The sequence below is a fragment of the Mesorhizobium sp. WSM3868 genome (assembly GCF_002294785.1).
Classification (GTDB): Bacteria; Pseudomonadota; Alphaproteobacteria; order Rhizobiales; family Rhizobiaceae; genus Mesorhizobium.
Map to the genome: position 1 here is coordinate 474,854 of NZ_NSGB01000002.1, position 17,156 is coordinate 492,009.

The window sequence follows — 17,156 nt, forward strand, 5'->3', positions numbered from 1 at the left end:
GGAAACGCCATGGCTGCCGCCGACGACATCGCTCTGATCAAGAAACAGGAAGCCACGCTGGTCTTTCCGGCCTTCGACGAGGCCGTGGCCTTCCAGATAGGCGCGGCGATCAGGGAGCGGGCGCTCAACGAAAACCTGCCGATCATCGTCGATATCAGGACCTTCGACCGTCCCCTATTCTACGCCGCCATGCCGGGCTCCAACGCCTCCAACCCCGATTGGGCGCGGCGCAAGATCAATGTCGTCAAGCGCTATCTCACAAGCACCTATCGCATGGTGCTGGAGCAGCAGCGACCCGACCGCACCTTCAAGATCGGCGAAGCGCTCGACATCGCCGACTACGTGCTGGCCGGCGGCGGCTTTCCCGTCGCGGTGAAGGGCGCAGGCGTGATCGGCGTCATCGCCGTCTCCGGTCTGCCCGAACGAGAAGACCACGGTGTCGTTGTCGATGCGCTCTGCGCCCATCTCGGAGTCGATGCGAGCAAGCTCAAGTTGCCGCCGGAAGAGCAATGACCGATCCAAAAACTTTCCTTACGTCGATCTTCAACGCCGCCGTCGCCGCCGCCGATCCGGAAAAGACGATCCGCAATCATTTGCCGGTAAAACCGAAGGGCCGCACCATCGTTATCGGCGCCGGCAAGGGCTCGGCGCAGATGGCGGCGGCCTTCGAGAAGGTCTGGGATGGTCCGATCGATGGGCTGGTCGTGACCCGCTACGGCTATGGCGCAAAATCCGAGCGCATCGAGATCATCGAGGCGGCGCACCCGGTGCCGGACGCCGCCGGCCTCGAAGCCTCGCGTCGGCTGCTGGAGAAGGTGCGGGGATTGACCGCGGACGATCTGGTCGTGGCGCTGATTTCGGGCGGCGGCTCGGCGCTGCTGCCGTCGCCCGCTCCCGGCCTGACTCTTGCCGACGAGATCGCCGTCAACGAGGCGCTGCTCGCTTCCGGCGCGCCGATCGCGGCGATGAACACCATCCGCAAGCACGTCTCGACCATAAAGGGCGGCCGGCTGGCCGGCGCCGCTCATCCGGCCCGGGTCGTATCGCTGGTCGTCTCCGACATTCCCGGCGACAATCCGGCGCTGGTGGCCTCGGGGCCGACCGTCCCCGACACCGGCAGCCGCGCGGATGCGCTGGCGTCGATCGCCGCCTACGGCATGAGCCTGCCGGATGCGGTCATGGCGCATATTCAGTCTGCCGCAGCCGATGCGCCACGCTCCGACGATCCGCGCTTTGCCGGCAATGAAGTGCATCTCATCGCTTCGGCCGGCGTCTCGCTGGAAGCCGCGGCCGCCGCAGCGAAGCGGCAAGGCATCGAGGCCGTCATCCTGTCGGATTCGATCGAGGGCGAGGCGCGCGAGGTCGGCGGCGTGCATGCCGCGGTTGCCCGCGAGGTGGCGACCCGTAACCGGCCTTTCGAGAAGCCGATGCTGATCCTCTCCGGCGGCGAGACGACGGTAACGCTGCGGGCGAAAGGCAAGGGCGGCCGCAATTCCGAATTCCTGCTTGCCTTCGCCATCGGCATCGATGGGCTCAGCGGCATCCATGCTTTAGCCGCGGACACCGACGGCATCGACGGCTCCGAGGACAATGCCGGCGCCTTCGCCGACGGCACGACCGTGGCGCGCATGCGTGCCGCAGGCGTCGATGCCAAGGCTATGCTTGCCGGCAACAATGCCTGGACCGCCTTCCACGCGGTCGGCGATCTGTTCGTGCCCGGTCCGACCGGGACCAACGTCAATGATCTAAGGGCGATACTCGTCCGGTAGCGCAATAAACGTGAAGTCGTCATTCCAGGGCGAAGCAGGAGCGAAGCTCCGTCGCGGAGACCCTGGAATCCATTCCGTGACCTCGGGCATGGAATGCAGCGGAGCAGAATTGTGCATCGTTGCGACGCCTGCAGGTAACGGAATGATCCTCGGGTCTGCGCGCGCGTCGCTCCGCTCCTTGCTTCGCCCGTGGATGACGAGGCGACGGGCATCTCGCCCAATTCTCCCCAGTCGCACGACTCGTACAACAGCATCCGGTCCGCGCAAGTCCCGTTCAGGCGCGCAGATCGGTCAAGCAGCCATCAGCTGCTTCACCTTCTTCATATCGGTGAGAAACCGCTCCCTCTCGGCCTCCTTGTCCTCATGCTCGCGGATGCGCAGGATGAAGGAGGGATGGATGGTGACAAAGATGCGCAAGCCGTCCTCGCGCTGGATGACGTCGCCGCGCATACTGGTGATCGGCACCGCCTTGCCGAGCAGCGACTGCGCTGCTGTCGCGCCGAGCGCCACCGCAAGATTTGGCTTGATGATGTCAAGTTCCTTGTCGAGCCACCAGCGGCAGGCACGAATTTCGCCGGCATTGGGCTTTGAATGGATCCGCCTCTTGCCGCGCGGCTCGAACTTGAAATGCTTCACCGCATTGGTCACATAGACCTTGCGGCGGTCGATCTCGGCCTGGTCCAAAATGCTGTCGAACACCTTGCCCGCGGGCCCGACGAACGGCTTGCCGGCAAGGTCCTCTTGGTCGCCGGGCTGCTCTCCAACAAACACCACGTCGGCATTCTCCGGTCCCTCGCCGAACACGGTTTGCGTAGCATCGCGCCAGAGCGCGCAACGCCGGCAACCGCTCGCCTCTTCGCGCAATGCCGGAATATCCGTACTTTCGGGCGCCACCACATCCGCCGGCTCCGGCGAAGGCCAGTGTTTTGCCTTCACTTTGGCGTGGTGCGGCGCTGGGGAGGTTGGCATCCGGGCGATCATGGCTGTCGCGGCTCTGTCCGCTCCTACTATCAGGTCTGGAATGAGCGAGGCCTCGGGAAGGTTCCGCCAATATTTCTTCGGCATCTCCTTCTGCATCGCCTTCACCTTGAGGCGGGCCGGGTTGAAGATATTCTCGAAATAGGTCCGCCACAGCGTCTCGGCGTCGTCTTCTGCCGGCGCGTCGCGCTTGCCGGCGCCTGGGCCGATCGCCAGCCGCTCGCCGTCCCAGTCGGCCGAGGCGTGCGGCGTGAGAATCGTCCAGCGCATGCCGGCGAAGCGGCGCACGAAGAAATCGGCATTGCGCTCGACGATGAAATGGTCGGGCTCGAACCAGGCGACATAACGTTCCTCCGCGCCGTCGCCGATCTTCCGGAAGCGCACGAAGGCGCGCATCTTGTGAATGTCGCGCCGAACCGCCTTTTCCATGAACTCGAGCCTGCGGATATCGGGGTCGGAAGCGATCGACAGCAGCTTCGGTTCGACGCGCAACCGCCAGAGCAGCCGATAGAGGAAGTTGAAACGCTCGGGGTCCGAATGACAGATGACCGTCTCTGCGCGTTCGATGAAGTCGCGCGGCACGACAAGCCGCGCATCTTGTCGGCAAGCCGGCAAATCGTTGGCGCGATCATCATCGTCGTGGCCAACCTGCCAAGCCACGTCTTCCGGCGGAATATCATTCGTGGCCAGCCGGCGCGCCGCATCGCGCCAACCGGCGAAATCGGTCTCGCTTTCAAGCCGGACGAGATGAGATGCGAGGCTGAGCTGGGTCCGTGCCATGGTCAAAACAGCGAAAGCTGCTCGCAAGAGCGGCTGATGATCTGGCGCAGGCCCGACTTGTCGGTGAGCGCGCCCGGCGACCAGCCTTCCGCAGTGATGAAGGGGCGTACCTTGGCGACCGAATGGCAGAGCCGTCCGACATCTTCGAGACGCAGCCGGCGATGGCGGCGCGTCTGCAGAATCCTGTCGACGACCTTCGTGCCCAACCCCGGGACACGCAGCAGCGCCTCCCGATCGGCGCGGTTGACGTCGACCGGGAACCGGCCGCGGTTGCGCAGCGCCCAGGCAAGTTTGGGATCGATGGCAAGGTCGAGCATGCCGTCATTGCTGCCGGCCAGGATTTCAGGCTGCGAGAAGCCGTAGAAGCGCATCAGCCAGTCCGCCTGGTAAAGCCGGTGCTCGCGCATCAAGGGCGGCTTCTGCAACGGCAGCGCCGCAGACGAATCCGGGATCGGACTGAAGGCGGAATAATAGACGCGGCGCAGATGGTAGCTGCCATAAAGCCGGGCGCTGGCGCGCAGGATGCCGTCGTCGGACGTTTTGTCGGCGCCGACAATCATCTGCGTCGACTGGCCGCCCGGCGCAAAGCGCTCGCGTTTGCGGCTCTGCAACGTTGGTTCGGCCTTCTCTTCGATCTTGCGGCGCAGCTTGGCCATGGAAAGCCGGATCGTTTCCGGCTTCTTTTCCGGGGCCAGCTTCTTCACCCCTTCGTCGGTCGGCAGCTCGACATTGATCGACAGGCGATCGGCATAACGGCCTGCTTTTTCGATCAGTTCGGCTGACGCTTCGGGAATGGTCTTGAGGTGAATATAGCCGCCGAATTTCTCCTCGATCCTGAGCCTTCGCGCCACCTCGACCATCTCGCCCATCGTCTCGTCCGGCGAGCGGATGACGCCGGAAGACAGGAACAGACCCTCGATGTAGTTGCGGCGATAAAAATCCATGGTGAGCCGCACCACCTCGTCGACGCTGAAGCGGGCTCGCCGCACATTGGAGGAGGAGCGGTTGATGCAATAGCTGCAGTCGTAAATGCAGAAATTGGTGAGCAGGATCTTCAGCAGCGAAATGCAGCGCCCGTCCGGCGCGTAGGAATGGCAGATGCCCGAGCCCTCGGTCGAACCGATGCCGCCCGATTTCAGCGAATCGCGTTTCGCCGAACCGGACGATGCGCAGGAGGCGTCGTATTTAGCGGCGTCGGACAGGATCGCCAGTTTCTCGCGGACGGAAAGCACAGCCATGTGTTCATGATATGTTCCAGAAAGTCGCCTGGCTATAACTTTTGAGTGTCGCGGCGAAACGTGATCACTCCGTCTGCGAGGCCAAGTCCTCAGACCTCGTGGAGGTAGAGGTGGTAGTCGAGTTCGCTGACGGTGCGTGCGACGCGCAGATATTCCGCCTGCTTGATCGCCACGAAGGTCCGGTGCAGGTCGGGACCGAGCGCCGATTTCAGGAATTCGGAGCCACGTGCGGCCTCGATCGCGGCGCGCCAATCGGTCGGCATGGTGGAGGCTTCCGTTGGCTGCTCGTAACCGTTGCCGGTCGTTTCCGGTCCGGGGTCAAGGGCCTCGTCGAGGCCCTTGACGATGCCCGCCAGCACCGTCGCCGCCACAAGATAAGGGTTGGCGTCGACGCCGGACGGCCGGTGCTCGATACGCCGGTTCATCGCATCGCCCGCCGGCACGCGCAACGCCACGGAGCGGTTGTTGACGCCCCAGGTCGGCGCCACCGGCGCATAGGATTGCGCCACGAAACGCCGCCATGAATTGGCATGCGGCGCAAACACCAGCATCGATTCCGCCATGGTGTGGATCAGGCCGCCAAGCGCGTTGAGCAGGCTGGGCGACCATTTCTCGCCGGCAGATTCTGTGAAGACGTTGCGGCCGGCATCGTCCTGCAGCGAGACGTGGAAATGCATGCCCGAACCGGCATAGGCCTCGATCGGCTTGGCCATGAAGCAGGCGGTGACGCCGTGCCGGCGCGCCTGCGCCCTCACCAGCCGCTTCAGCATGACCAGGTCGTCGGCCGCCCGCATCACGTCCTTGCGGTAGTTGAGCGTCAGCTCGTACTGTCCGGGCGCATATTCGGAAATCACCGTCTCGGCCGGAATGCCTTGCGCCCTGGCGGCGGCGTAGATGTCGGAAAACAGCGGCTCCATGCCGTGCAGGTGGTCGACCGAATAGACTTCCGTTTTGCCCGAGCGGCGGCCGTCGAGCACCGCGCGCGCCGCCTGCACCTTGCCGTCGGCGTCGCGCTCATTGGCGAGCAGAAAAAATTCCAGCTCGAAGGCGCCGGCCGGATGCAGGCCGCGCGCCGCCAGGAGCTCGACTTGCCTTGCCAGCACCAGCCGCGGATCGGAGGTCATCGGCTGGCCGTCGAGACGATACATCGCCATCAGCACCTGGCCGCGCGGCGGCTTGGTGCCGTGCAGCGGCACCAGCGTGCCTGGGACCGGCCATGCCCTGAGGTCGCCGTCGCCGGTGTCCCAGATCAGCCCGGTCTCGTGGACATCCTCACCGGTGATGTCGAGGCCGAGGATCGAGATCGGCATATGCCTTCCGCCCTCGAAAATGCTCATTAGCTCGTGCCGGCGCACGATCTTGCCGCGGCCGATGCCGTTGGCGTCGGTGAGCACGATGTCGAAGGCCTCGATGTCGGGATGGGCGGCGAGAAACGCTTTCGCCTCGGCCGGCGTCGAGCCCGAAGGGGAGGTCACAACTGTGCTCGGATTGTCCATAGCCGCTTGTCTCATGCCGTAAGCCTGGCGGCAACCGCGGCGAAAGCCGCGATCAGGCGGCTTACCTGCGCCGCGGTCGTCGCCGGCGAGATCAGCATCATATTGTGGAACGGCGCGATCAGCACGCCGCGATTGACCAGCGCGACATGGACGGCGGCTTCGAGTTCCGGCGCATGTGCCGTCTCCGCCTCGCCGCCGTTCTTGAGCGGCCCGGGCGCGCAGATGAACTCGACGCGGGCGCCGACGCGCGCGACATGCCAAGGCAGCTTGTTTCGCTCGATGACGTCGGAGAGCCCCGCGTCGAGGCGGCGCGCCAGCCGGTCCATATGCGCATAGGCTTCCTCGGTCATTACCTCTTCGAGCGTCGCCCGCATCGCCGCGAATTGCAGCGGGTTGGCCGACAGCGTGGTGCCCATGCCGGAATAGCCGGGCTCCTTGCTGCGATTGTAGGCGCCGTAGCGCGTCGCCATCTCCTCGCTCATGCCCCAGATGCTGGCCGGCACGCCTCCGGCCACCGGCTTGCCGAGCACGAACAGGTCCGGCTCCAGCCCGTGCCGTCGCGTGTAACCGCCGGGCCCGGTTGAAATGGTGTGCGTCTCGTCGATCAAAAGCAGCGTGCCGGCGGCCCGGGTGAGGCGCCGCAGCGCGTCGTGGAAGCCGGGTTGTGGCAGCACCATGCAGGAATTGGTCAGCACCGGTTCGGTGATCACGCAGGCCACATCACGGTCGCCAAGTGCCGCTTTCAATGCTGCAATATCGTTGAATTCGATAACCTTGGTTGCCCGTGTGAGATCGCGGAACTCGCCTGCCAGCCCAGGCCGGTTGACCGGCTTGCCCTCGATCAGTCGCACCATCGTCTCGTCGACCGAGCCGTGATAGCAGCCGTTGAAGACAAGAATCTTTTCGCGCCCCGTCACCGCGCGGGCGACCCGCAAGGCGAAGCGGTTGGCATCGGTGGCGGTTGTGGCGATCTGCCAATCCGGCAGGCCGAAGCGCTGCTGCAAGAGCGGACCGATCGCCAACGCATCCTCGCTGGGCAGCATATAGGTCAAGCCGCGTGCTGCTTGCCGGCGGATGGCGCGGGCGACCGCCGGCGGCGAATGGCCGAGCATCGAACCGGTGTCGCCGAGGCAGAAATCGTCGAGCTTGTTGCCGTCGACATCGATAATCGTGGCGCCCTTGGCGCTGTCGACCAGGATCGGGAAAGGCGTCGGCCAGTCGGCCATCCAATGCATCGGCACGCCGCCGAGGAAGCCGGCCATGCCGTTGCCAACCTTGGCCTCGGACTTTGGCCGCGCCTTGCGGAAGGCGGCCGCCTCCGTTTCGCGCAGTTCCGCGATGCGGGCGGCGGCGATGCCGCCGATGGAAGTCCGGTCGATTGAATGCATGAAGCCCCTCTTTCTCGCGCGGCACTCTGCCAACCGGTCGGCAAAACCGCAATTGGCCGCGCAGGTGGCGGGCGTTGGCTCAGGGAGTAGGGGAGTACGGAGTAAGGCGGTACAGGAGGAAAGTGCAGGAAGTGTCTCTCCTTTCCCTATTCCCCTAATCCCTTAGGCCGTGATGTCGATCACGCCGCAATCGCCGGCCGCGCTGCCGAAGACGATGCGGCGCTCTTCCTTGTCCCACATCATCGAGGTGATGGCGCCTTTGCCGGGACGACGCAGCAGCACTTCCTTGGCGTCGGCGAAGCGGGCCGCGATCACCATGCCGTCCTCATAGCCGATCGCGGTGACCTCCTGGCTGGGATGGCAGGCAACGCACGTCACCATGGTATTGCCGCGCGTGCCGAGCTCCAGCGGCGCCTTGCCCATCGGCCCGTCCTTGCTGGCGAAAGGCCACACGATCGCCGCCGGCGCGCCGGAGCTCGCCAGCCATTTGCCCTTCACGCTCCAGGACAGGCTTTTGACCTTGCCCGGATAGCCGCTCATGCGCATGTGCTTGCCGTCCGCCAGCTTCCAGCCATGCAACGCGTTTTCCTGCATGGTGGTGATCAGGAAAGCGCTGTCCGGCGAAAAGCTGATCCCGGTATGGGCGCCGGCCCATTCGAGCTCGACCGGCTTGCCCTCAGCCGCAGGGAAATGCAGCGTCGCGCCATTGTAGCGGGCAACGCCGAAGCGCATGCCCTTGGGCGAGAAGGCGAGCCCTTCCACCGAGCGCGGATGGGCGAATTCCTTGATCTTGCCGTCGGCGAAACGGACGAACGCCGTCTTGCCCGAGGCATAGGCGACCGCACCCTGAGGGCCGGCGGCAACGCTGGTGATCCATTTTCTGCCGGCGCTGGCAAGTTCGCTCGCTTCGCCGCCGGCCTTGACCGCAAAAACCTTGCCGTCCTCGCCGCCGGTGATCAGGCGGTCGTTCGCCGCATCGTGGAAGGCGGCGAGCAGCCCGTCATTCGCCTGTACGGTCTTATGCCCATTGTCGAGCCGATGGATCGCGCCGTCGGCCAAAGCGAAATGCGGCACATCGTTGAGGAAGACGGCGGCGACGCAATGGCCTTCGAGATCAAGCGGGGCGACTGTCGGCATGGGGATGGTCCATTCGATTTCACTAAGCCGGCGCGGCTAGGTGTGACTCCCCCTTCTCCCCTTGTGGGAGAAGGTGGATTGGCGCGTAGCGCCAAGACGGATGAGGGGTGTTCGACGGAGTGCCGTCATCGCCAAGCTGGAACACCCCTCATCCGACCGAGCTTCGCTCGGCCACCTTCTCCCACAAGGGGAGAAGGAGAGAAGGGGCAGCGCTAGCGCCTGAAAGTCCGGAAATCAAGCCGCCTGGCAGGCTTCAAAACTCTTCCTGAGGCGCTCGGCGTCGAGATCGCGGCCGATGAAGACCAGCCGGCTTTCATGCTTCTCGCCGTCCTTCCAGGCGCGCTGGTGGTCGCCTTCGAGGATCATGTGCACGCCTTGCAGGACATAGCGGTCCTCGTCGCCCTTCAGCGCGATGATGCCCTTAAGCCTGAGGATGTTCGGCCCTTCCATCTGGGTCACCTTCTCGATCCAGGGGAAGAACTTCTTCGGATCCATCTCGCCGCCGCGCAGCGAGACCGACTTCACCGTGACATCGTGGATGTCGGAAGGATGGCCGTGGTGAAGGTGATCGTGCCCGTCGTGATGATGGTGGTGGTCGTGATCGCAATCCGGACCGCATTCATGGTCGTGATCGTGGTCGTGCGCCTCGAGGAAATGCGGATCGTTCTCCAGCGCGCGTGAGAGGTCGAAGGCGCCGCGGTCGAGCACTTCGCCGAGCGCCACCCCGGCGCGCTGGGTGCGATGGATCCTGGCCGCCGGGTTGATGGCGCGGATCGTCGCCTCGACCTTTTCGAGCTCTTCCGGGGTGACGAGATCGGTCTTGTTCAGCACCACCACATCGGCGAAGGCGATCTGGTCCTCGGCCTCCTTCGAGTCCTTCAGGCGCAGCGGCAGGTGCTTGGCGTCAACCAGCGCCACCACCGCGTCGAGCTTGGTTTTGGAGCGCACATCGTCGTCCATGAAGAAGGTCTGCGCCACCGGCACCGGGTCGGCCAAGCCAGTGGTCTCGACCACGATGGCATCGAAACGGCCGGGCCGCCGCATCAGGCCCTCTACGACGCGGATCAGGTCGCCGCGCACCGTGCAGCACACGCAGCCATTGTTCATCTCATAGATTTCCTCGTCGGATTCGACGATCAGATCGTTGTCGATGCCGATCTCGCCGAACTCGTTGACTATGACCGCGTAACGTTTGCCGTGGTTCTCCGACAGGATGCGGTTGAGCAGCGTCGTCTTGCCCGCGCCGAGATAGCCGGTGAGAACGGTTACGGGGATCTGCGTCTGTGCATCGCTCATGGCCTGCCTCGAAAAATCTGTGCCTCGAAGGATTTGTCGGCCTCATATAGGATGCGAGCCGCGCTTTTGCACGCGCCAAACCGATGGGCCAGCCGGTCCCGATCGGGGCAGCCGCAGTGGGTTAAAGTAACAGGGCAGCCGCACGGCATCAGAGCCCCTCCGGGATGTTACGCTGTGAATGCCGGCGGGCCAAAAGTCGTTTGTCATCTAACTGAAATAAACATCTGGCATCACCTGCGCGGGCACCGCAATGCTCGCCGGCAAAGTGTTTGCAGGCCGGACTCGTTAAATCGTCATTTGCCAGCCGCCGGACAGCCTCTATGCTGCCCGCGCCGGTTCGGCCGAAGAGGGAATGACCATGGCCAAGGCGGACAGGACAGCGACTATGAGCCGGCTGCATTCGGCAGCGCGGCTGGCGCGCACGGCGCTTGCTGCGCGGCTTCTGGCACATGGCTTCTACGCCGGCCAGGACCAGATCATGCTGGCGCTCGACCGCGAAGACGGCCAGACACCCGGCAATCTCGCCGACAAGCTCGGCGTACGTCCGCCGACGATCACAAAAACCATCAACAGGCTGCAGGCGCAGGGTTTTCTCGAAAAGCGCGCCTCCAACGCCGATGCCCGCCAGGCCCATATTTTCCTCACCGGCTCCGGCCGCGAAACCATCCGCGCCATCGAGAAATCGGTCAAGAAGACCGAGAAGCAGGCGCTGAGGGGTCTCGACAAGAAAGACCAGAAGGCGCTGTTCAAGCTGCTCGCCCGCATCGAGGCCAACCTGTCGAACGAGGACCTGATCCTCATCGACGACGACGCCGAGCTGGATGATTAACGAGCGACGCGCAGCGTCGTCTCGAGCGACGCGTGAGCGCAGCATCGTCGCTTAGCCGCTGGGCGTTGGTGGCCACGAGCGACGCGTAAGCGTCGTCTCGAGCGACGCGTGAGCGCGATGCGCAGCATCGTCGCTTAGCCGCCGGCGTTGGTAACCCACGAGCGACGCGTAAGCGTCGTCTCGAGCGACCCAAGCGCGATGCACAGCGTCGTCGCTTCAGCCACCACCCAAGCATCGGCAGCTTATCGGAAAGGGCGACGACGCTGCGCGTCGCGCCTGAACGCCATCACCGGACGTCTCGGTCTTGAGCGACGACGCTACGCGTCGCGCACCAGCGTCGCCCAGCGTCCCGGCGTCAGCCCGAACGCCTTCTTGAAATGCCGGTTGAAATGGCTCTGATCGCTGAAGCCGGCCGCAACAGCGGTTTCGGCAAGCGGCTCTCCCGCTTCGATCATGCGCCGTGCTCGCTGCAGCCGACGCATCAACAGGAAGCGATGCGGGCTTGTCGAATAGGTCGCGCGGAAATGGCGCGACAGCGCGTAACGGTCGAGGCCGGTAACCGCCTCCAGCTCGTCGGAACGCACCGGCCGTTCAGCGTTTTCTTCGAGATAGTCGCGGGCCAGCGCGGCAGCCCGCCACGCGATCTTTCCCGCTGATTTTGCCGGCTGTCCGGCATGGCGTTTCAATTGCTGCGCCAGCTGCGCGATGAAATCCGCCACGAACAGGTCGTCGAGCTCCTCGGTGAGCGGTGTTAGCGCCGACAGCAGCGTGCCGCGCAACTGAGGGTCGCTCACCACAGCATCCTTAACGAAGGGGAGCGGCGATCCGTGGAGGCAGTCGAGCAGCATCGACGGCTCGAGATAGAGAATCCTGTATCGTAGGCCGTGCTCGGTGCCGGCGCCGCCGTCATGCAGTTCGTCGGGATGCAGAACGATTGCCTGGCCGGGGAGGCTGTGCTGAAGCGCGCCGCGATAGTGGAAGCGCTGCACGCCGTCGAGCGTCACGCCGATGGCGTAGGTGTCGTGGCGGTGCAGGTCGAAAGCATTGCCGTGGAATCGCGCCTCGATGCGCTCGAGGCCCGTGGCGCCGGGCGCCGAAACGATCCGGTCGTCCTCAGCGCACGAACGTTCAAGACCTCCCAGCGCCTCATTGCCTAGATCGTGCGCCATGGTCCCTGATCCACATCTCGGAGAGACATTTTGGTGTTCGACACGAAATTTGCAATCGTGCTCAAGGAAGATCTCGCCGTCTGGCAGAAGCTCAACGTTACCGCTTTCCTGACCAGCGGCATCGTCGCGCAATGTCCTGAAATCATCGGCGAGGCCTATCGCGACCGCGCCGGCAATTTCTTCAATCCGCTCTCGATCCAGCCCGTTATCGTGCTGTCGGCAGATGGGTCGACGCTTGCCGCGATCCACCGCCGGGCCCTGGAGCGCGGCGTGACGACATCGGCCTATGTCGAGGAGATGTTCTCCACCGGCCATGACCTGGCCAACCGCGCCGTCTTCGCCGAATTCGCGCCGGACGACGCCAAGATCGTCGGCATCGCGCTGCGCGCCGAAAAGAAGCTCGTCGACAAGATTACCAAGGGCGCCCGCATGCATGCTTGATTCTCCGGGAAGGATGCTCTTGGTGACTGATTGACCATTCGTCCGGACGACGTCGCGCACGTTCGAGATTGGCCGCGACCTCCCTGCTTCGCCAGCCTGGGGTCTGCGAGCGTCGCGTCGCTCCTTGCTCCGCACGGGATGACGAACCAGGAACGTTCTGCTGATCGCCAAGGCACTGCGCTCTAAGCCTGTCGGCACGTCTTGTTGGGCCAGTCGCTTTTGGCTTGCCGGTCGGCGGCGATTGCCGCAAAAGAATGGCGTCTACCTCTCCTCCGGCCCCGATTTTGAGCGTTCCCAAAAATCACGACGACAGCGCGACGCCGCCCGCGGCGATGCTGTTGATGCTCTGCGTCTATGTCTGCTTCACCTTTCTCGACACCTCAAGCAAATATCTGGTGCTCGCCGGCGTCTCGGCGCTGATCGTCGCCTGGGCTCGATTCATCGTGCATGTCCTGCTTGTCGGCGTTTTCCTTCGCGGTTGGCGCGAGCCGTCGCGCTTCCGCGCCAACAACCTGCCGGCGCACATCCTGCGCGGATGCCTGCTTTTCGGCTCGACCATGTTCAACATCCTGGCGCTCAGGACGCTGCAACTCGCCGAGACCACCTCGATCTATTTCTTCGGCCCGATGGTGATCACCGCATTGGCCGGCCCGCTGCTCGGCGAGTGGGCGGGCTGGCGGCGCTGGCTGGCGATCCTCACCGGCTTCGTCGGCGTCCTCATCATCACCCGGCCCGGCGTCGGCGTGTTCGGCATGGGCCATCTCTTCGCGCTGGGCTCAATGCTGTCGAATTCTTTTTACGTCATCATGACCCGGCGCATGTCGTCGACGGAGACATCCGAGAGCCTGATCCTGTTCTCGGCGCTGGCGCCGGCGGTGCTGCTCCTGCCCATGCTGCCCTTCTCATTGTCCCTGCCGCAGGACGGCTGGCGCTGGGTGATCCTTTTGATGCTCGGCGTCTTCGGCGCCGGCGGCCATTGGCTCCTGGTCCAGGCCTATCGCCTGGCGACGACGACGGCGCTCGCGCCTTACCCTTATTCGCAGATGGTTTGGATGATCATCTCCGGCTGGCTGATCTTCCACCAGTTTCCCGACCGCTGGACCCTGCTCGGCGCTGCCATCATCGTCGCCAGCGGCCTCTACATCATCCACCGCGAGCACAGGCTTCGCCTGCGCAATTCCGCTTCCTTGGACACGGAAGCCGAGAGCTTGGCAAAAAAACTTTGATTTGCCCTCGATCGATGGCATAAGCCCCATTTAAACAGTTTAAAGGCCGGGGACCAAGGCTGGCACAGAAGATCAAGCTTTCGACGATCGCGGATGCGCTTGGCGTGTCCACGGCAACGGTGTCGCTGGCGCTGCGCGACAGCCCGCTGGTCGCCGGCTCGACGCGCGAGCGCATCAAGGAGCACGCGCGCGCCATCGGCTATATCTACAACCGACGGGCCGCGTCGCTCCGCACCTCGCGCTCCGGCATTGTCGGCGTCGTCGTGCACGACATCATGAACCCGTTCTTCGCAGAGATCCTGCGCTCGATAGAAAGCGAGCTCGACCGCAGCCGCCAGACCTTCATCCTGTCCAACCATTATGACCAGCTGGAAAAGCAGCGCACCTTCATCGACACGCTGCTGCAGCTCGGCGCCGACGGCGTCATCATGTCGCCGGCCATAGGCACGCCGGCCGAGGACATCATCATGGCCGAGGAAAACGGCCTCCCGGCGGTGCTGATCGCGCGCACCGTCACTGACGCCGACGTGCCGGTCTTCCGCGGCGACGATGCCTATGGCACGGCACTCGCGACCAACCATCTCATCTCGCTCGGCCACAAACGCATCGCCATGATCGGCGGCACGGACCAGACGTCGACCGGCCGCGACCGCTACCAGGGCTATGTCAACGCCATGGAAGCGGCAGGATTGGAGGTGAAACCGTCCTGGCGCATTCCTGGACCGCGCACCAAGCAGGCCGGCTTCGAGGCTGCAGGACAGTTTTTGGCGCTGAAGGACAAGCCGACCGCCGCCTGCTGCTGGAATGATCTGGTTGCGATCGGACTGATGAATGGCATCGCGCGCGCCGGTCTGGTGCCGGGCGTCGATATCTCCGTCACCGGTTACGACGACCTGGAGGAGGCTGCGATAGCAACACCGGCCCTGACCACGGTCTGGAATGGCCAGCGCGAGGTCGGCCGCCGCGCCGCCAGCGCGCTGCTCGACAAGCTGAACGGGCAGGCCGTGCGGCCGTCGCAGGAATTGATCAAGCCGGAGCTGCACGTGCGCCAGTCCACCGGCAAGCCGGTGGAGCGTCAATGACAAATACAGAAGCGAAGTCGCCGGTCGCCATCCTGGTGCCGGGCCGTTTCAACGACCATGCCATCGGCCGGATCGACAAGGCCTTCGAGCGCGTGCGGATCGAGCGCGCCGATCCGTCGCTCGTCACCGGCGAGATGCGCGAGAGCGTGCGCGGCATCGCCTCCTTCGGCGGCATCAGCGCGGCCATGATCGACGCGCTGCCGAATCTCGAAATCATCGCCAATTTCGGCGTCGGCTATGACTCCGTCGACGCTCGTCACGCGGCCACCCGCGGCGTCATGGTCACCAACACGCCCGACGTGCTGACCGAGGAGGTTGCCGACACCACCATCGGCCTGTTGATCAACACGGTGCGCGAAATGTACGCTGCGGAGAAATGGCTGCGCGACGGCGACTGGGTGAAGAAGGGTGACTATCGCCTGAGCCGGCTCACCTTGCGCGGCCGCCGCGTCGGCATCTTCGGCATGGGCCGCATCGGCCTTGCCGTCGCCCGTCGCCTCGAGGCTTTCGGCCTGCCGATCGCCTATCACAACCGCCGCAAGGTCGATGGCCTGTCCTACGAATACCATGCCACGCTGAAGGGTCTGGCCGAAGCGGTCGACACTCTGATTTGTATCGCGCCGGGCGGGGCCGCGACCGAGAAAGCCATCAACGCGGGCGTCCTGGCGGCGCTCGGCCTGAACGGCGTCTTCGTCAATATCGGCCGCGGCAGCACGGTTGATGAGGCGGCTCTGGCTGCAGCGCTCTCCAATGGCACCATCGCTGCCGCCGGGCTCGATGTCTTTGCCGACGAACCGAATGTGCCCAAAGCGCTGCTCGATGCGCCCAACACTTCCCTTCTGCCGCATGTCGGATCTGCGTCCGACCACACCCGCCGGGCCATGGCGGATCTGTGCGTCGATAATCTCATCTCCTGGTTCGGCGAGCGCCGGCCGCTGACCCCGGTGCCGGAGACGATCAACGTCAAGCCACGCGCCTGAGTGGAAGGCCTGCCACACTCATTAACGCCTGCTTAACCATCATTCTGCATACTTCGTTATGCATGTTGTCCAAATCGGCGTGTGGTTTGGGGAACGGCCTGGCACGCCAAGCCAGGATGTGGAGAGGCGGAGTGAAGCTGTTAGCCGGGTTGGTTGCGTCAGTCGCCTTATACGGGGGCGTTCAGTCCCTGCACGACGGCAACGGCCAAAGCGCAGTCGAGCAAGCGGGCCCCTCCAACAGCTATCGGCTGACAGCCAATGGCGACGAAGCGGCTTGCGCAATCAAGCGCGGCGCAGAGGTCTCGGACGGCCTGTCGCTGCTGACAATTTCTCCGAACTGCAGCAAGCTGATGCCCGGCATCGAGCGTGTGAAATTCTGGCGCGAGCAGGCCGACGGCTCGGTCGCGTTCAGCGAGAACGGCATCGATCCGATCGTCACCTTCGGTGTTGCCGATGGCGACGGTTACGAATCCTACGCGCCGGCCATCCCGCTTTTGGCGCTGAACGCGACGACCAGCGACTGAGCTGCTCGGGTTCGGCTATTCCGCCGCCGCGCGTGCACCGGCCTTCGCCGCCGCATGCAGGCGCACGGCATCGCCGAAGGCGCGGAAGATCTTTGCCGAGTTGCTGTCCGACTTCACCCAATATTCGGGATGCCACTGGACGCCGACGGCGAAGGCGCGGGCCTCCTTGACCGAGACGGCCTCGATCGTGCCGTCGGTCGCCAAAGCCTCGACCTGCAGTTTCGATCCGAGCCGGTCGATCGCTTGGCGATGCAGCGAGTTGACCTTGATGTCGCCGGCGCCGAACACGCCGGCGAGGCAGGTTCCGGGCTTGATCGAAATCGTCTGGTGGATGCCGAAGCGCTCGTCCTGATTCTCGCTCACCGGCGCGCGGTGATCGAGCGAGCCTTCACGCTCCTGGATCTCGGTGCCGAGCGTCCCGCCCAGCGCCACGTTGAGCTCCTGGATGCCGCGGCAGATGGCGAGCAGCGGCACGCCGCGCTCGATCGCCTTGCGGATCAGCGGCAGCGTGGTGGAGTCGCGCGCCGGGTCGTAGGGGCCGTTGGCCTCGCTGGGATCGCCGCCATAGAGCGAGGGATGCACATTGGATTTCGAACCCGTCACCATGACGCCGTCGACCGAGGACAGCAGCTCGTCGAAATCGAGCCGGTCGCCGAAGGACGGCACCAGGAGCGGGAACACGCCGGCGCCGGCAATCGCCGCCTCGATATATTGCTGGGGCGCGGCATGCCATGTGTAGTTGTCGAACTGGCGGACATCGGTTGAGACGGCAACGAGCGGCTGCTGCATTTTGGATACGGGTTCCATCGAGGGCTAACGAATT

16 protein-coding genes are annotated in these 17,156 nt (G+C 64.4%); 8 read left to right on the forward strand and 8 right to left on the reverse strand.

The window, feature by feature from the left end:
* Nucleotides 1-9: 9 nt before the first annotated feature.
* Together CK221_RS05545 and CK221_RS05550 are read left to right on the forward strand one after the other, a co-directional pair.
* Nucleotides 10-513 (forward strand): heme-degrading domain-containing protein, encoded by a 504-nt coding sequence (locus CK221_RS05545; protein ID WP_095776979.1) that lies wholly within the window; start codon nucleotides 10-12, stop codon nucleotides 511-513.
* Nucleotides 510-1,769: a glycerate kinase gene (locus CK221_RS05550; RefSeq protein WP_095776980.1), complete on the forward strand. Its 1,260-nt coding sequence runs from the start codon at nucleotides 510-512 to the stop codon at nucleotides 1,767-1,769. The genes CK221_RS05545 and CK221_RS05550 overlap by 4 nt, the downstream gene beginning before the upstream one ends.
* Before the next feature lie 291 nt (nucleotides 1,770-2,060).
* On the opposite strand, the gene CK221_RS05555 is transcribed toward CK221_RS05550, so the two are convergent.
* The 6 genes from CK221_RS05555 to CK221_RS05580 all read right to left on the reverse strand — a co-directional run bounded on the left by CK221_RS05555 (nucleotide 2,061) and on the right by CK221_RS05580 (nucleotide 10,082).
* A complete protein-coding gene (locus CK221_RS05555) occupies nucleotides 2,061-3,527 on the reverse strand; it encodes a UdgX family uracil-DNA binding protein (RefSeq protein ID WP_095776981.1) in 1,467 nt (488 codons plus the stop codon).
* Nucleotides 3,528-3,529: 2 nt separating this feature from the next.
* Nucleotides 3,530-4,765, reverse strand: a complete 1,236-nt coding sequence (locus CK221_RS05560) for a putative DNA modification/repair radical SAM protein (RefSeq protein WP_066995928.1) — start codon at nucleotides 4,763-4,765, stop codon at nucleotides 3,530-3,532.
* 89 nt (nucleotides 4,766-4,854) lie between these two features.
* A complete protein-coding gene (locus tag CK221_RS05565; protein WP_082980505.1) occupies nucleotides 4,855-6,261 on the reverse strand; it encodes a glutamine synthetase family protein in 1,407 nt (468 codons plus the stop codon).
* Between the two features lie 11 nt (nucleotides 6,262-6,272).
* Nucleotides 6,273-7,649 (reverse strand): aspartate aminotransferase family protein, encoded by a 1,377-nt coding sequence (locus CK221_RS05570; RefSeq protein WP_095776982.1) that lies wholly within the window; start codon nucleotides 7,647-7,649, stop codon nucleotides 6,273-6,275.
* 162 nt (nucleotides 7,650-7,811) lie between these two features.
* Nucleotides 7,812-8,786 (reverse strand): WD40 repeat domain-containing protein, encoded by a 975-nt coding sequence (locus tag CK221_RS05575; protein ID WP_095776983.1) that lies wholly within the window; start codon nucleotides 8,784-8,786, stop codon nucleotides 7,812-7,814.
* 234 nt (nucleotides 8,787-9,020) lie between these two features.
* The gene (locus tag CK221_RS05580; RefSeq protein ID WP_095776984.1) at nucleotides 9,021-10,082 is read right to left on the reverse strand and encodes a GTP-binding protein; all 1,062 of its coding nucleotides are present in this window, start codon (nucleotides 10,080-10,082) and stop codon (nucleotides 9,021-9,023) included.
* A gap of 358 nt (nucleotides 10,083-10,440) precedes the next feature.
* On the opposite strand from CK221_RS05580, the gene CK221_RS05585 reads away from it, so the two are divergent.
* Nucleotides 10,441-10,911 carry a MarR family transcriptional regulator gene (locus CK221_RS05585; protein WP_067003705.1) on the forward strand — a complete coding sequence of 157 codons (471 nt, stop codon included), beginning with the start codon at nucleotides 10,441-10,443 and terminating at the stop codon, nucleotides 10,909-10,911.
* A gap of 317 nt (nucleotides 10,912-11,228) precedes the next feature.
* On the opposite strand, the gene CK221_RS05590 is transcribed toward CK221_RS05585, so the two are convergent.
* Entirely contained in the window at nucleotides 11,229-12,080 is an 852-nt protein-coding gene (locus tag CK221_RS05590; RefSeq protein WP_095776985.1) for an AraC family transcriptional regulator, read from the reverse strand.
* A 33-nt stretch (nucleotides 12,081-12,113) separates the two neighbouring features.
* On the opposite strand from CK221_RS05590, the gene CK221_RS05595 reads away from it, so the two are divergent.
* The 5 genes from CK221_RS05595 (at nucleotide 12,114) to CK221_RS05615 (ending at nucleotide 16,333) form a co-directional block, all read left to right on the forward strand.
* Nucleotides 12,114-12,521, forward strand: a complete 408-nt coding sequence (locus CK221_RS05595; RefSeq protein ID WP_067003707.1) for a DUF2000 family protein — start codon at nucleotides 12,114-12,116, stop codon at nucleotides 12,519-12,521.
* Between the two features lie 341 nt (nucleotides 12,522-12,862).
* Entirely contained in the window at nucleotides 12,863-13,747 is an 885-nt protein-coding gene (locus tag CK221_RS05600; RefSeq protein WP_067003709.1) for a DMT family transporter, read from the forward strand.
* Between the two features lie 59 nt (nucleotides 13,748-13,806).
* Entirely contained in the window at nucleotides 13,807-14,829 is a 1,023-nt protein-coding gene (locus tag CK221_RS05605) for a LacI family DNA-binding transcriptional regulator (protein WP_095776986.1), read from the forward strand.
* Nucleotides 14,826-15,809, forward strand: coding sequence for a 2-hydroxyacid dehydrogenase (locus CK221_RS05610; RefSeq protein WP_095776987.1), 984 nt, complete (start codon nucleotides 14,826-14,828; stop codon nucleotides 15,807-15,809). Before CK221_RS05605 ends, CK221_RS05610 begins: the two co-directional genes overlap by 4 nt.
* A gap of 131 nt (nucleotides 15,810-15,940) precedes the next feature.
* Nucleotides 15,941-16,333 carry a hypothetical protein gene (locus CK221_RS05615; protein ID WP_179295078.1) on the forward strand — a complete coding sequence of 131 codons (393 nt, stop codon included), beginning with the start codon at nucleotides 15,941-15,943 and terminating at the stop codon, nucleotides 16,331-16,333.
* Nucleotides 16,334-16,348: 15 nt separating this feature from the next.
* Here CK221_RS05615 and CK221_RS05620 read toward each other — a convergent pair whose 3' ends face one another.
* Nucleotides 16,349-17,122 (reverse strand): gamma-glutamyl-gamma-aminobutyrate hydrolase family protein, encoded by a 774-nt coding sequence (locus CK221_RS05620; RefSeq protein WP_067003338.1) that lies wholly within the window; start codon nucleotides 17,120-17,122, stop codon nucleotides 16,349-16,351.
* Nucleotides 17,123-17,156: the final 34 nt, after the last annotated feature.

Bases quoted from the DNA above. Each gene is read 5' to 3' on its own strand.
- CK221_RS05600 (WP_067003709.1), top strand. From the start codon at position 12,863: ATGCTCTGCGTCTATGTCTGCTTCACCTTTCTCGACACCTCAAGCAAA.
- CK221_RS05575 (WP_095776983.1), bottom strand. From the start codon at position 8,786: ATGCCGACAGTCGCCCCGCTTGATCTCGAAGGCCATTGCGTCGCCGCC.
- CK221_RS05570 (WP_095776982.1), bottom strand. From the start codon at position 7,649: ATGCATTCAATCGACCGGACTTCCATCGGCGGCATCGCCGCCGCCCGC.
- CK221_RS05560 (WP_066995928.1), bottom strand. From the start codon at position 4,765: ATGGCTGTGCTTTCCGTCCGCGAGAAACTGGCGATCCTGTCCGACGCC.
- CK221_RS05565 (WP_082980505.1), bottom strand. From the start codon at position 6,261: ATGGACAATCCGAGCACAGTTGTGACCTCCCCTTCGGGCTCGACGCCG.
- CK221_RS05550 (WP_095776980.1), top strand. From the start codon at position 510: ATGACCGATCCAAAAACTTTCCTTACGTCGATCTTCAACGCCGCCGTC.
- CK221_RS05590 (WP_095776985.1), bottom strand. From the start codon at position 12,080: ATGGCGCACGATCTAGGCAATGAGGCGCTGGGAGGTCTTGAACGTTCG.
- CK221_RS05585 (WP_067003705.1), top strand. From the start codon at position 10,441: ATGGCCAAGGCGGACAGGACAGCGACTATGAGCCGGCTGCATTCGGCA.
- CK221_RS05545 (WP_095776979.1), top strand. From the start codon at position 10: ATGGCTGCCGCCGACGACATCGCTCTGATCAAGAAACAGGAAGCCACG.
- CK221_RS05610 (WP_095776987.1), top strand. From the start codon at position 14,826: ATGACAAATACAGAAGCGAAGTCGCCGGTCGCCATCCTGGTGCCGGGC.
- CK221_RS05580 (WP_095776984.1), bottom strand. From the start codon at position 10,082: ATGAGCGATGCACAGACGCAGATCCCCGTAACCGTTCTCACCGGCTAT.
- CK221_RS05620 (WP_067003338.1), bottom strand. From the start codon at position 17,122: ATGCAGCAGCCGCTCGTTGCCGTCTCAACCGATGTCCGCCAGTTCGAC.
- CK221_RS05555 (WP_095776981.1), bottom strand. From the start codon at position 3,527: ATGGCACGGACCCAGCTCAGCCTCGCATCTCATCTCGTCCGGCTTGAA.